Source organism: Methanospirillum hungatei, assembly GCF_020216685.1.
Classification (GTDB): Archaea; Halobacteriota; Methanomicrobia; order Methanomicrobiales; family Methanospirillaceae; genus Methanospirillum; species Methanospirillum hungatei_B.
Window position 1 is genome coordinate 1 of the sequence record NZ_JAIWNS010000098.1, and the last position, 11185, is coordinate 11185.

Below are 11185 nucleotides of genomic sequence, written 5' to 3' on the forward strand. Positions count from 1 at the left end.
GGAGAAAGGGAGTATCCTTGGAAAACGGGTCATTGAGGCTATGGTAACCGATGATCAGTTTGCATTTGACAGTCCGGCAGTGTATGAAATTGATCACCCTGACATCTCCCGGGTTCTTTCGTTCACGCACACGTACACCGGCCAGGCGTTTGCCGGAGAACTGCTCCAGGCACAGGGAATTATTGAAAAGCATGGAAATGAGCACTGGCTGGTGGTCGGGACAACCAGGGAAGCGAAGGGAGAGTATATCAGATCCCTGTCACTTCTTGAACAGGAAGGATAACCGTCGTGGTGCATTCTGTGCACACCGGTCTGAAAACCTGCATCGTGAACATGGCGGATTCAGGGGTTTGTGGGGGAACTCACCATCCTCTATCTCTTTTACCTGTTGAATCAGATGGAGTACCCTTCTCCGGTCTTTTGGTGTTGGTTCATAATATCTGATAATACCTGACCGGACGTATTCAATATACATGCCTGGTGTTTTCACAGCACCGGGCTCTTCAATGCAGAGCAGAAGGGCTGCAGTTCTGATTGCATCCTCAGCCCAGCACCCGTTTTTTGGTGCCGTTGTACACCGCGTCAGGGTATATTCACCGGTTTGTGCATGATATTTATCAAGGAGCCCATGAATTCCTGCCCGCTCTGACCTGACAACAATATCAGTCTCTGTCCATGGTCTGACCGGAGCATGTTCCATTGCCATGAGACAATCCCTGAGAAAATTCCTTTTGTCTTCTGATATCTCTGGATGTATCAAATGAAGTGTCTTCCAGAGTTCCTCTTCGGTCGCACTCTCCTCTGCGCATGAGACCAGTTTACAAATACTGTACTCTATTGCAGGTTTTGAGGGAATATCTTTGTAAAAGAAATACTGCCGTGGACAATGAAATGCTCTGATAATAGATGATATTGCAATACCATTATCCGGATTTTTGGAATAGCACGGTTCGGTCATTTTATTGGAACAGGCGTCAAACAAGTGAGAGATGGCATCAAATGAAATTCAGGTTACTATACCACAAAATGTAGAGCCGGTCTACAGTAATATGATCCAGATAGCTTATAAGGAAGATGAATTTACGTTCATTTTTCTGCATCAGATACCGGGGATCAACCAGGCACGGGGAAAGGCCGTTGTCAGTATCAGTCCAAACCATGCGAAAAATCTCCTCGCTGTTCTCCAGCGGACCGTCGGTGAATATGAACAAAAGTTCAGGACCCTGGAAGCTCCCCAGGATAAGCAGCAGAACGTTACTGCAATGACCGGATATTCATAAAAATATCTTCTGAAAATTTCAGGAAAATCCCTAAATCCGGTCTCTTCTTTCTATTTTATTGCATTCAGGTAAACTTGCAGTCCCAGGAAGGTTTTGGGGAGATTAGTATACTCCCTGTGCTTTCACCCGGTAGATTTGGTACAGCAGTCTTCCGACAACCCGGTACATCATATCCAGTTCTTCAAAGCTTGGGATACTGTGTGAATGAAGGATGTGCCGGCCACGATCCATCGATGCTCCTCCGAGGAGTGTTGGAATAATTCTCTTATCAGTGGACTTTGAGAATTTGAGTATCTGATTTGCCAGTTGTTCGGATGAGAGGATGTTGTTTGGGAACCCGACGATAAAGCACATGTCCCAGAGTGCATCGTTCTTTGCAAGCACTTCAAAGGTCTTTTCAAACCGTGCCTCAGTTGCGTCCCCGAGCAGATCAATTGGGTTTCCACGGTTCCAGAACTCAGGAAGAAATGAATCCATCTCTTTGACCAGGTAATCAGGCAGGTCAATCATCTTGATACCGTACCGCTCGGTATAGTCAGATGAGAGCACCGCAAATCCTCCTGCGTTGGTGACAACAATTGCACGGCGACCTTTTGGATACCGCTTCGGGTGAGAGAGCATCTCTGCTGCAAGGAAAGCACCGGTCAGGGTGTGAACCAGCAGGACACCGGATTTTCTGAATGCCTCAACATAGACATCATAGGATCCGGACAAAGACCCGGTATGTGATGCAGCTGCTGCCTGACCACGGGCAGATGACCCGGCCTTGAGCGCAACAACCGGTTTATGCCTGGATACCTCGCTCACAATCTCCATGAAGGCTTTTCCGTTCTTGATCTGCTCAATATACATGATGATGACCTTTGTCTCCGGGTCTGCTGCGGCGGCCCTGAGATAGTCAAAGAAGTTCAGATCAGCCTGGTTTCCGACAGATACCACAAATGAGAACCCGATATCCTTGGTAAGGGACCAGTCAACAACGGTGTTGACGATAGCACCACTCTGTGAGATAAAGGCAATGTTCCCTGGATTTGGTGACTGGGCAACATAGGTTGTGTCAAGTCCGATCGGTGGGATGATAAGTCCGAGACAGTTTGGTCCGACGATCCGGGTCCCGTACCGGTGCGCAATCTCAACGATACGTTCCTCAAGCATCCGGCCTTCCTCACTCATCTCCTTAAATCCGGCGGTGATGACAACCGCAATCTTGACTCCCTTCTTTCCACACTCCTCCATGACACCGGGGACGTGTCGGGCAGGGACCGTGATGACAGCAAGGTCTATCTCATCATCAGGAATATCAAGAACGGTGGGGTAGGCTTTCAGACCCTGAATGGTGTCACGCTTATTGTTAATTGGGTAGACTTTTCCAGGGAAATGGAGCAGGTTATGCATGACCGCATATCCCATCTTGTTCTTGTCGTCAGAAGCACCAATAACCGCTACAGACTTTGGCTTGAAATATTCCGGTGGAACCGGTTCAAGTTCGACAACATCAAGAAGATGGATGTCATTGTCCATGATGATGCGGGCATCAACCGCACAGGCACCTGAATCATATAACCTGATCGGGTTGATATCAAACTCTCGCAGGTCCTTTTGATCCTCAAACATCTTGCATACGTTCTTGATGATCTGAATAAGGCACTCCTCATCCTTGGGTTTGGAACCGCGGTACCCGGTGATGAGCGGGTAAGAGTCGATATCCGTGACCATCTTCCTGATCTCATCCTCGTCAATCGGAAGGATACGAAGGGTGACATCCTTCATCAGTTCAACAAGGGTACCCCCGATACCAAAGGTGATGACCTTTCCAAAAGTAGGGTCAGTCTTTCCTCCGATGATAAGTTCAAGACCGGGAGCTGCCTGGTTCTCGACGATTACTCCATGAATGTCGGCATTCTGGTTATAGGCACGGGCATTTGCTACAATCTGGTTAAATGCGGACTGGGCTGCTTCTTTTGTTCCAATACCGACAATCACACCCCCGGCATCACTCTTATGAACGATATCCGGTGAGATGATCTTCATCACGACCGGAAAACCAATCGCTTCTGCTGCTGATCCTGCGTCTTCCGCCCGGGTAACAATCCGGTACTTCGGGGTTGGAATCCCATATTTTGAAAGCAGATCATATCCTTCAGATTCACTGAGCATCCATTCTGTCATGTATAACCTCTGATGTCATGCCGGATATTCCGACTTCAACAAATGACGTATGATGATTCGTCAAATTCTGCACTTACGATGTGAGCCACCAACCCATATAAAACAACCGTATCTGTCGATCAATGAAATTTCAAGAAAATAATAAAGAATTTAAGGAATTGTCCATGATAAATAATGATAATTGGGGTGAATAATTATCTCAGCCGAAGAGTTGCACAAGCCTGAACAAAAAGTATACTATCCTGACCCGTGTTACCGGGATTCAGCGCTCATTCACGATTATAATGAGTTATATCATGAATTTGAAAAAGACCCTGATGCATTCTGGCGCAGGATCGCATCAGATCTCCTCTGGTTCAAACAATGGGATAATGTCAAGGTATGGAACCATCCCTACGCGAGCTGGTTCACCGGCGCTGAATTAAATATCACCTATAACTGCCTCGAGCGGCATGTCAATAATGACCGGAGAAACAAGGTCGCCATATTCTGGGCAGGTGAAAATGGCCGGGAACGGATATTCACCTATTATCAGCTCTATAAGGATGTCATGCGGATGGGCAATGCCCTCAAGTCCCTGGGGGTCCGGAAGGGTGACCGGGTCTGTATCTATCTTCCTGGCATTCCTGAACTTGTTGTGTCCATGCTTGCCTGCGCCCGGATTGGAGCAGTCCATACCGTAGTCTTTGCCGGGTATGGAGCAAAAGCCTTAAATGAGCGTATCACCGGTGCAGGAGCAAAAATCGTCATTACTGCAGATGCATCCGTGCGGCGTGGAGGCAGCATACCCTTAAAGCCGATCGTCGAAGAGGCCCTGATCAATGCTCCGACCGTTGAACGCGTAATCATCCTGCGAACCCAGGAACCAAAGGTAGGTCTTCTTGATGAGTTTGAACTGGACTATGAAGAACTCATTGCACAGGCAGACCGGTATTGTGAGCCGGTCCCTGTAAACTCTGAAGACCCTCTCTTTATTCTCTATACCTCAGGAACCACCGGAGCCCCGAAAGGTATTGTGCATGCAGCGGGCGGATACATGGTCGGTGCCTACTACACGACAAAATATGTTCTGACCCTTCGTGAGAATGACGTGTACTGGTGCACGGCAGATCCCGGCTGGATCACCGGACATACCTATGGTATCTATGGCCCGCTCCTGGTCGGCGGGACGATTTTCCTCTCTGAGTACACCCCTGATTACCCTGATGCCGGGATATGGTGGAAACTCATCGAGGATTACGGAGTTACCATCTTTTATACCGCACCGACGGCGATCCGGATGTTCATGCGGATGGGAGAAGAGTGGCCTGATAAATATGATCTCTCTTCCCTCCGGCTCCTGGGCTCTGTAGGTGAACCGCTCAATCCTGAAGCATTTGAATGGTTTTACAAACACATCGGAAAGAACAAGTGCCCCATTCTTGACACCTGGTGGCAGACCGAGACCGGTATGCATATGGTCACAACGATGGTCGGCCTCCCGATGAAACCAGGATTTGCAGGAAAGCCAATACCTGGTGTAATTGCCACCGTCGTTAATGAAGAAGGAGATCCTATTCCACCAGGAACCACCGGATATCTTGCCATCAAGGAACCCTGGCCTTCCATGATGAAGACGGTCTATCAGAATGATGAGCGGTACCGCCAGTACTGGAGCTTTGGAAAATACGGATATTACAGCAGTAATGATCTGGCGGTCATGGATGAAGATGGCTACATCATGCTCCTTGGCAGATCAGATGACATCATCATTGTCGCAGGTCACAATGTCGGAACTGCTGAGATTGAAAGTGCGCTGGTTTCACATAGTGCTGTTGCAGAAGCGGCTGCAATTGGAAAACCGGATCCTCTGAAAGGAAATATTATCAAGGCATTTGTTATCCTGCGCAATGGAGTGGAACCAACCCAGAAACTTATCCACGACCTGAAATATCACGTCCGTATCATGCTTGGACCGATATCAGTCCCTGCAGAGCTTGATTTTGTTGATAGCCTCCCCAAAACCCGAAGTGGAAAGATCATGCGGCGGGTATTAAAAGCAAAAGAAATGGGTATGGATCCTGGTGATATATCTACCCTGGATGAATAATCATCCAACTCTTTATATACTGTTTTAATAGATATATAACCATGTCTGCAACTCCAGATACTTCGCTCCGGATAGAAAATATCGTGGCTTCAGCGAAGATATCAGAATCCCTGGACCTCCCCCAGATTGCATCCAGCATAAAGGATGCGGAATACAACAAAAAGCGGTTCCCGGGTGTTGTTATCCGGATGCAGAACCCGAAGATAGCGGCATTGGTATTCGGATCCGGAAAAGTGGTACTGACCGGAGCAAAAAGTGTTGAGAGTCTCAATAAAGGACTTGAGATACTGGGCGATCTGCTGCGTTCCCTGAACATCGAGATAGCAAGCGAACTGACATATAAAATCCAGAACATTGTCACGTCCGCCGACCTTGGATCCGGCATTAACCTGAACAAGATTGCAGTCGGATTCAACCTTGAGCGGATTGAGTATGAACCTGAACAGTTCCCAGGCCTTGTATACCGGCTTGAGGATCCAAAAGTAGTAGTCCTGCTCTTTGGATCAGGAAAACTCATCATCACCGGCGGCAAGGAGCCTGAGGATGCGAAGAAGGCTGTGCTGAAGATCGTTGATGATTTGAAAGGGCTTGGGCTTTTATAATCTGGATACCATTCATCAGAAATTATAATTCAGATTCTATATTTTTATATACAATAGAATTTATTGTACATAGTACCGTTTTCCGGGGGATTATTGTAGCGTCACAATATGGATACGGTATCTGATTGACAGAGAATGCACGGAGAACTCTCCAAAATTCAGAGGTTCCCTGTTTTTTCTATTCTCTGCTTTTCTGGACAGATTTTCTTTGTCTGAAATATGTATGTCCAAAAAGGCGGTTTATGGTAATCCGATAATCCGGGGACCGTTCTCTTCCCCGATGATGACCGTCGTCTTTTCTGTGAATTCAGCAAAAATGCCACAGCTTACAACACCCGGAATCATGTTGATGGCAGTCTCAAGAGCCATCGGGTCCGGGATGCTGACCGGCGTATAATCAAGGATGATATTCCCGTTATCAGATATGACCGGCCCGTCCTTGTTTACCCCTTCCCGGACCGTCACCGCTCCACCCATCTCATTGAGCCGGCGAATGACATGGCTGAATGAAAACGGGATTATTTCAATTGGTATTGGTCCGGTCAGATGCGAACATATCTTTGACGGATCAGCGACGATGATGAGCCGGGTTGAGGCGTCGGCTACTATCCGTTCCCTGACATGAGCAGCTCCCCGACCCTTGATAAGCCTCAGTTCAGGATCTATCTGGTCTGCCCCGTCGACCGTGATATCAATCTTCTCTGCCTGTTCAAGACCGATGAGGGGGATACCGAGAGCCCCTGCCCGCATGGTTGTCTGGATAGATGTCGGTATCCCGACGATAGAGAGACCCTCTTCAACCATTCGCTCTTTCAGTCGTGCCATCGTGAAGGCAACGGTTGATCCGGTTCCAAGACCGACCGTCATGCCATTGGTTATATACTCAGCAGCCTTGTAGCCGGCCCGTTTCTTTGCCTGTTCCTGGGGGGATAATCCGCTCATATTCATGGTTCTCCAGAATTCTGTGTTGGAAAATAATTAGTGATATCAGTCTATTCTAATGAAAACAGTCTTTTTAAGTCATCGGTCCCTGCATATGCGGTGCAGTCAAGGGTGATTGGGGTGATAGAGATGTTCCCTTTATGGATGGCATGCACATCAGTCCCTTCCGGAGCATCGGTAACCAATGGTCCGTTGATCCAGTAATAGGGTTTTCCCCTGGGATCAAGCCTCTTTTCCACTCCGGTAATAAACAAATGTTCGGCAAGATGGGTAATCTCATATCCGCCGGTGATGATGGAGGGGATATTCACATTCATGACATGAGTAAAGGAAGGAAACCCTTTCTCAAGAATCCTTCTGATAACATCACGCACCACCCCTTTGGACTCTGAAAACCGATCTGCGAGGTGTCGTGCATCATCAAACTTCTCTTTCTGGTCTTCAATCTGGAGGGAGAATGCCACGGCAGGATATCCATGATTTGCCGCCTCCAGTGCAGCGCCCACGGTACCGGATGTGGTAATGGCCTCATATGACAGGTTTTCACCAATATTGATCCCTGACACAACAAGATCTGGCTTTACTCCCAATGCAAAAAGCGCAAGGATGACCGAATCGGTTGGTTTTCCGCCGACTGCATATGCGGTAATATCACCACGGCTCACCGTGTTTACTCTGAGTGGTTCAAATATGGAGAGTGACCGTCCGACAGCACTCTGCTGGGTTGCAGGAGCACACACCACAACATCAGCCCATTCATACAGGGCATCATAGGCAGCCCATAATCCCTCAGAATTAACCCCATCATCATTGGTCAGGAGAATACAGGGTCGTTTTAAGGAAAAATGGTGATGTGATGGTATACTGTCAGGAGGAGATCCTGAAATCATGTATCCGGATTATTAGTTCTCCTGCTTCTTAATGGATCATCAAAACTGCCATATTTCAGATATCACCAGCAGACACAGCTACCCTGAATCGGATTATTTTTTTTCTGATCCTGCGAACAAGTAGCGATGAATATTCTGCTTGCTGAATATACCGTCAGTCATGATCCGACGTTAGCCCCTGAAGGTCGCGCCATGCTTGATGTACTGACCCGCAGTTTCACAAAGATTGGATATACGGTTCACAGTCCTGAACCGGGCAGGGATTTTTCTGAAGAGATAGCCCGTCTTGGTGCACAATGCGATGAAGGGCTTGTCATCGCTCCTGATCATCTGCTGGCCAGGTTTACGAAAAATCTTGAGGATGTCACGAGAAATATCGGATGTAACTCATTTTCAATTGCAGTCTGTGCGAATAAGAAAAGGACCGGACAGATTTTACAATCACATGGCATTGATGTACCAAAAGAGGTCACACAAGGAAAACGTATCATCAAAGCGATATCCGGATGTGGTGCGGTCGGAGTCAGGCTGACCGATGGGCCGGCAGGTGAAGGAGAGTTTGGCCAGGAGTATATCGAGGGTGAGCACTATTCCATGAGCCTTGTTGGTGGCCGGGTCGTCGGTGAGGTCTGCCTTTATTATACCGGAAAAGGCCCCCTGCTCCTTGCATTAAACCGTCAGGATATCAGATTTAACGAGGATGGAACGGTTGCCTACCATGGAGGAGACACACCGGTCGATCATCCAAAGAAAGAGGAGATGTATGCTCTTGCATCAAAGGCGATAGAAGTGCTGGGGTGTCAGGGATATGTCGGGATAGATATGGTCGTCACCCCTGACCGGATTGTCATTGTTGATGTAAATCCCCGGCCGACTACGAGCATTATTGGTATTGACGTATGCATGGAGGAGGATATTGCGCAGGTGATCCTGGATGCGTCATATGGACGTTCTCCTGAATCAGTTCACCTCATTGGCCATGCATACTTCTCTTCAGAGGGTCAGGTTACCTATGATCGGAGTTGACATCGGCGGGGCAAATCTGAAGGTGGTGGATGAAGCCGGGGCCCATATTCACTACTGCCCACTCTGGAAAGAGACGCCAATCAGGGAGATATTACAGGAGTATTCATCGGCAGATAATGCTGCGGTTGTGATGAGTGGCGAACTGGCCGATTGTTTTGCATCAAAGCAGGACGGTATTGAATTTATCTTCACTGCTGTCCGGGATGTCTTTCCCCATGCCATCTTCTATGGAACAGACGGACAATTTCATACAACGCCTGTCAGTGACCTTGCCGCGGCTAACTGGCTGGTGATGGCTGATGTCCTCCGTGACCGGTACCCTGATGCGGTCTTGGTAGATATGGGGAGCACAACCACGGATATCATCCCCCTGAATGCCTGGGATACCCTAAAAGGTCAGACCGATTTTACCCGGCTGAAGTCCGGATTGCTCGTGTACTATGGTCTTCTCAGAACTCCGGTTTCATCTCTTATCAGGGAGGTCTGTCTTGACGGATCTCACGTCCGGGTGAGCACTGAATATTTCGCCTGCGCAGGAGATGCACACGTCCTGACCGGACTTATAACCCCGGAGATGTATACGACAGCACCCCCTGATTCATGCAGTCCGTCATGGGATCATTGTCTGCGCCGGATGGCACGGATGGTTTGCGCTGATGTAGCGGAGGTTGGAACGGAACATGTTCTTTATATAGCGCAGGCATATGTGCATGAGGAACAGGCATGCATCACACAGGCAGTCAGATCTGTAATGGAACAGTATGGATGCAGACGCATTCTGGCAGTGGGTGTGGGATCAGGTCTCCTGTCATCATGGCTTGATGCGCATGATCTCAATCGCGACATGGGGTCACTTTCTGATGCAATGCCGGCATGGGCGGTTCGGGAGGCGGGTTTACGAACCGTCTGATCCTCTCCTTCCTTCTCCTGGCAGGATCTCTGGGAGGAAGTCTCCTCCTCTGGTCTGTGGGGTATCCGTTCTTCTTTCTGTTTCTCTTTATTCCCCTGATACCACTTCTGGGAAGGGATCGTGAGATTTCCTATTGTCCGGTCTGTGGATGGGAGACGGCCGGGAATGAACGGTATTGTCCATATGATGGGAACAGGCTTGAACGCAAAACTGACCGCTCACACCGATAATGGCTGCTGCCCATACCGGTGGATCTCTTTTTGAGTATGCAATGACCCGGGTGACGGGGGGCAGTCATTCAGGGTTTTTTGTGCGGTGCTGTTTCTCCGCGCTATCGTCTTCCGGTTTTTGTCAGTAATGATAATATACCGGTCTGACTGAATTCCCAGTTGTTCGATGATATGGTCATGAGTGACTGAAAGGAGAACGACCGGGGCTGTGTGTCGGGCATGGGTTCTGCATTCTTCTGCGAGAACCGGAATACTGCTTTCATACCCCTCAAGATGCTCACGCGAATACTGAATAAAAAGAAGATGTGATTCATCTCTTCTGATCGCTCCGATAAGTCCGCTCATCCCCTCCATTCTTCTAAAGTCGATCCGGTATTTCTGATCAGGAGGCAGACAGAGCAGGGGTTCTGCATGCCCGAAGAAGAGATAGGTGATCGGACCATGGACTGTTCTGACCGGCCCTGATATGAGCGCATTCTGGAGATCGCGTCCGGGCGCGATGTATACTGAAAAGGTATTCTGATTGATTTTCCTGAGTGTTTCATATCGCCCGGCCATATCTTCAGGTTTTCGAGAGGGCATATGTAAACGTTATCCAAGCAGGGTGAAAGTGAAATGGTCTGAAAAGGGTTAAGATATATTTCCCTTTAGCAGATCCCTGACTTTTTCAATCTCTTTTAATTTCACTTCGTAGTCGCCCACTATTTCTGTTTTCAGTTCTTCGAGAATATCGTCTAAGGATTTGATGAGGTGATAGATCATCGTCGGTCTGCCTTTTCCTTCCCTGGCGTGCCTGACATCTTTCACCCATTTCCGTTTCATGAGGTCGGATAGGGCAATACTCACCTCGGGCTGGCGCAGATCACATATCCGTTCTATCTCCCTTGATGTCAGATCATCATCCCGTATCATTAGAACCAGGACCCGGGCAGTATTTTTCTTCAGCCCGATGTCCCAGAATAAATCTGCAATTTCCTCTTCCCCCTTAGAAAATTGCAGGAGTGTATTTGTGCCCACCATAGTACACCTGAGTAAGATATGACTGAA

Annotated in this window: 12 protein-coding genes and 1 pseudogene; 7 read left to right on the forward strand and 6 right to left on the reverse strand. The window is 48.3% G+C overall.

Features of this window, described 5'->3' with window-relative positions:
* Positions 1-283, forward strand: a pseudogene (locus LDL35_RS05840) (DNA polymerase subunit beta); the annotation flags it as partial.
* On the opposite strand, the gene LDL35_RS05845 reads toward LDL35_RS05840, so the two are convergent.
* Positions 260-958, reverse strand: a complete 699-nt coding sequence (locus tag LDL35_RS05845) for a hypothetical protein (RefSeq protein ID WP_304020361.1) — start codon at positions 956-958, stop codon at positions 260-262. The pseudogene LDL35_RS05840 and the gene LDL35_RS05845 overlap by 24 nt on opposite strands.
* Positions 959-989: 31 nt before the next feature.
* On the opposite strand from LDL35_RS05845, the gene LDL35_RS05850 reads away from it, so the two are divergent.
* Entirely contained in the window at positions 990-1280 is a 291-nt protein-coding gene (locus LDL35_RS05850) for a DUF3467 domain-containing protein (RefSeq protein WP_304020363.1), read from the forward strand.
* Positions 1281-1382: 102 nt separating this feature from the next.
* Here the strand turns inward: LDL35_RS05850 and LDL35_RS05855 are convergent, their stop codons facing one another.
* Positions 1383-3449: an acetate--CoA ligase family protein gene (locus LDL35_RS05855; RefSeq protein WP_304020364.1), complete on the reverse strand. Its 2067-nt coding sequence runs from the start codon at positions 3447-3449 to the stop codon at positions 1383-1385.
* Between the two features lie 211 nt (positions 3450-3660).
* Between LDL35_RS05855 and acs the strand changes: the two genes are divergently transcribed.
* Both acs and LDL35_RS05865 read left to right on the forward strand, forming a co-directional pair.
* Positions 3661-5538 (forward strand): acetate--CoA ligase, encoded by a 1878-nt coding sequence (gene acs, locus LDL35_RS05860; protein ID WP_304020366.1) that lies wholly within the window; start codon positions 3661-3663, stop codon positions 5536-5538.
* A 41-nt stretch (positions 5539-5579) separates the two neighbouring features.
* Positions 5580-6140, forward strand: coding sequence for a TATA-box-binding protein (locus tag LDL35_RS05865; protein WP_011447614.1), 561 nt, complete (start codon positions 5580-5582; stop codon positions 6138-6140).
* Between the two features lie 240 nt (positions 6141-6380).
* On the opposite strand, the gene rpiA is transcribed toward LDL35_RS05865, so the two are convergent.
* Both rpiA and surE read right to left on the reverse strand, forming a co-directional pair.
* Positions 6381-7082 (reverse strand): ribose-5-phosphate isomerase RpiA, encoded by a 702-nt coding sequence (rpiA, locus tag LDL35_RS05870; RefSeq protein ID WP_369694889.1) that lies wholly within the window; start codon positions 7080-7082, stop codon positions 6381-6383.
* Between the two features lie 50 nt (positions 7083-7132).
* Entirely contained in the window at positions 7133-7972 is an 840-nt protein-coding gene (gene surE, locus LDL35_RS05875; RefSeq protein WP_304020370.1) for a 5'/3'-nucleotidase SurE, read from the reverse strand.
* Positions 7973-8098: 126 nt separating this feature from the next.
* Here surE and LDL35_RS05880 point away from each other — a divergent pair, with 126 nt between their 5' ends.
* Genes LDL35_RS05880 through LDL35_RS05890 form a run of 3 tightly spaced genes read left to right on the forward strand, consistent with a single transcriptional unit; the run spans position 8099 to position 10138 of the window.
* The gene (locus tag LDL35_RS05880; RefSeq protein ID WP_304020372.1) at positions 8099-8998 is read left to right on the forward strand and encodes an ATP-grasp domain-containing protein; all 900 of its coding nucleotides are present in this window, start codon (positions 8099-8101) and stop codon (positions 8996-8998) included.
* Positions 8985-9908 carry a hydantoinase/oxoprolinase family protein gene (locus LDL35_RS05885; RefSeq protein ID WP_304020374.1) on the forward strand — a complete coding sequence of 308 codons (924 nt, stop codon included), beginning with the start codon at positions 8985-8987 and terminating at the stop codon, positions 9906-9908. The genes LDL35_RS05880 and LDL35_RS05885 overlap by 14 nt, the downstream gene beginning before the upstream one ends.
* Positions 9872-10138, forward strand: coding sequence for a hypothetical protein (locus LDL35_RS05890; RefSeq protein WP_304020375.1), 267 nt, complete (start codon positions 9872-9874; stop codon positions 10136-10138). Before LDL35_RS05885 ends, LDL35_RS05890 begins: the two co-directional genes overlap by 37 nt.
* Here the strand turns inward: LDL35_RS05890 and LDL35_RS05895 are convergent.
* Positions 10127-10720 (reverse strand): hypothetical protein, encoded by a 594-nt coding sequence (locus LDL35_RS05895; RefSeq protein WP_304020377.1) that lies wholly within the window; start codon positions 10718-10720, stop codon positions 10127-10129. The genes LDL35_RS05890 and LDL35_RS05895 overlap by 12 nt on opposite strands.
* Before the next feature lie 48 nt (positions 10721-10768).
* The coding region (locus LDL35_RS05900) for a MarR family transcriptional regulator (protein ID WP_304020378.1) at positions 10769-11185 on the reverse strand (417 nt) is incomplete at its 5' end.

Coding starts and splice junctions, on each gene's coding strand:
- LDL35_RS05845 (WP_304020361.1), bottom strand. CDS start 958: ATGACCGAACCGTGCTATTCCAAAAATCCGGATAATGGTATTGCAATA.
- LDL35_RS05850 (WP_304020363.1), top strand. CDS start 990: ATGGCATCAAATGAAATTCAGGTTACTATACCACAAAATGTAGAGCCG.
- LDL35_RS05855 (WP_304020364.1), bottom strand. CDS start 3,449: ATGACAGAATGGATGCTCAGTGAATCTGAAGGATATGATCTGCTTTCA.
- LDL35_RS05865 (WP_011447614.1), top strand. CDS start 5,580: ATGTCTGCAACTCCAGATACTTCGCTCCGGATAGAAAATATCGTGGCT.
- rpiA (WP_369694889.1), bottom strand. CDS start 7,082: ATGAGCGGATTATCCCCCCAGGAACAGGCAAAGAAACGGGCCGGCTAC.
- surE (WP_304020370.1), bottom strand. CDS start 7,972: ATGATTTCAGGATCTCCTCCTGACAGTATACCATCACATCACCATTTT.
- LDL35_RS05880 (WP_304020372.1), top strand. CDS start 8,099: ATGAATATTCTGCTTGCTGAATATACCGTCAGTCATGATCCGACGTTA.
- LDL35_RS05885 (WP_304020374.1), top strand. CDS start 8,985: ATGATCGGAGTTGACATCGGCGGGGCAAATCTGAAGGTGGTGGATGAA.
- LDL35_RS05890 (WP_304020375.1), top strand. CDS start 9,872: ATGGGCGGTTCGGGAGGCGGGTTTACGAACCGTCTGATCCTCTCCTTC.
- LDL35_RS05895 (WP_304020377.1), bottom strand. CDS start 10,720: ATGCCCTCTCGAAAACCTGAAGATATGGCCGGGCGATATGAAACACTC.